The sequence below is a fragment of the Pseudomonas sp. R62 genome (assembly GCF_000257605.1).
Lineage (GTDB): Bacteria > Pseudomonadota > Gammaproteobacteria > Pseudomonadales > Pseudomonadaceae > Aquipseudomonas > Aquipseudomonas atacamensis.
Window position 1 is genome coordinate 2,768,891 of sequence record NZ_JH635998.1, and the last position, 1,593, is coordinate 2,770,483.

Here is a 1,593-nt window from a genome sequence, read left to right on the forward strand (position 1 = left end):
CTGTTATTGCTTGCGGGGCTGGCGGCTGCGTACGTCAAAGACCTCAGCGTATTCTTCACATCGCTGTTCAACGTCCTGCCGACATTGGTTCTGCTCCTCGGTGGCGCGTATTGCGCGGTGTACCGACGTCAGCGCGAACTGTTTCTGATGCTGACGGTGTACATCGCCTACTTTCTGCTGGACACCCAGACCGATTTCTACCGCGACAACGGCAAGGTCCGCGAAGACGCTGCGGTGGTGTTTCATCTGGTCTGCCTGCTGCTGCCGTTGTTGTTCGGATTATTCGCCGCATGGCAGGAACGTACCCATCTGTTTCAGGACATGGTCGCGCGCTTTGCCGTGCTGCTGGCATTTGGCAGCGTGGCGCTGGGACTGGAGCAAAGTTACCCACAGGCGCTGCTGCTGTGGTTGTCGGAGATCCGCTGGCCGGCGCTGCACGGGGCATGGATGAGCCTGATCCAGTTGTCCTATCCGGTGTTCATCTCGGCCTTCCTGCTCCTGGCCTGGCAATACTGGCGCAACCCGCGCCCGCTGCACGCGGCGCAACTGGTCGGCTTGCTCGGGGTGTTCTGGATGCTGCCGAAGACCTTCATTCTGCCGTTCACCCTGAACATCATGTGCAGCCAGGTGATGCTGATGATCGCCGCGGCGGTTGCGCATGAGGCCTATCAAATGGCCTTCCGCGACGAGCTCACCGGTCTGCCGGGACGTCGCGCGCTCAACGAACGCATGCAGCGTCTGGGGCGCAACTACGTGCTGGCGATGAGCGACGTCGATCACTTCAAGAAATTCAACGACACCCACGGTCATGATGTCGGTGACCAGGTGCTGCGCCTGGTCGCCAGTAAACTGTCGAAGATCAGCGGTGGCGGTAGGGCGTATCGCTACGGCGGTGAGGAATTTGCCTTGGTCTTTGCAGGCAAAACCCTTGAGGAATGCATGCCGCACCTGGAAGTGATCCGTGAGTCGATCGCCTCCTACAGCATTCAGTTACGCAACCAGGAAAACCGCCCGCAGGATGATCAGCAAGGTCGCCAGCGCCGCAGCGGTTCCGGGGCTTCGGCGGTGTCGGTGACGGTAAGTATCGGCGTCGCCGAACGTGTCGAGCAGCGCACCCCTGAAGAAGTGCTCAAGTCCGCCGACCAGGCGTTGTACAGCGCCAAGGGCGCCGGGCGTAACTGCGTCATGGCGTTCGGGCAGAACCGCCGTGGCGCGGTGCGCATGGACGCTGCTGCGGGTTGAGTGATGACGGCGCATTCAGCGCCTGCACGATGATTGTCGCGCGTGGTGGCCGGCAGTAGGTTGGAGGAATCTGCTGACGGAGAAGCCACCATGCCCGAGTACAAAGCTCCCCTGCGCGACATGCGCTTTCTGATCGATCACGTCTTCGACTTCCATACCAACTACGCCAATCTCGGCGCGCATGACGCCAGCCCGGACATGATCAGCGCGATCCTCGAAGAAGGCGCGAAGTTCTGCGAGAACGTGCTGGCCCCGCTCAATCGCAGCGGCGATGAAGAGGGCTGCCATTTCGACAACGGCGTGGTGACAACGCCTACAGGCTTCAAGCAGGCCTTCGCACAATATGTCGAG

Annotated in this window: 1 protein-coding gene and 1 pseudogene; both read left to right on the forward strand. The window is 61.0% G+C overall.

The features are described 5' to 3' along the window. A partial coding sequence (locus OQK_RS13450) for a GGDEF domain-containing protein (RefSeq protein ID WP_016772867.1) occupies positions 1-1,242 on the forward strand: 1,242 nt, incomplete at its 5' end. A gap of 90 nt (positions 1,243-1,332) precedes the next feature. Further along, a pseudogene (locus OQK_RS13455) lies at positions 1,333-1,593 on the forward strand (acyl-CoA dehydrogenase N-terminal domain-containing protein); the annotation flags it as partial.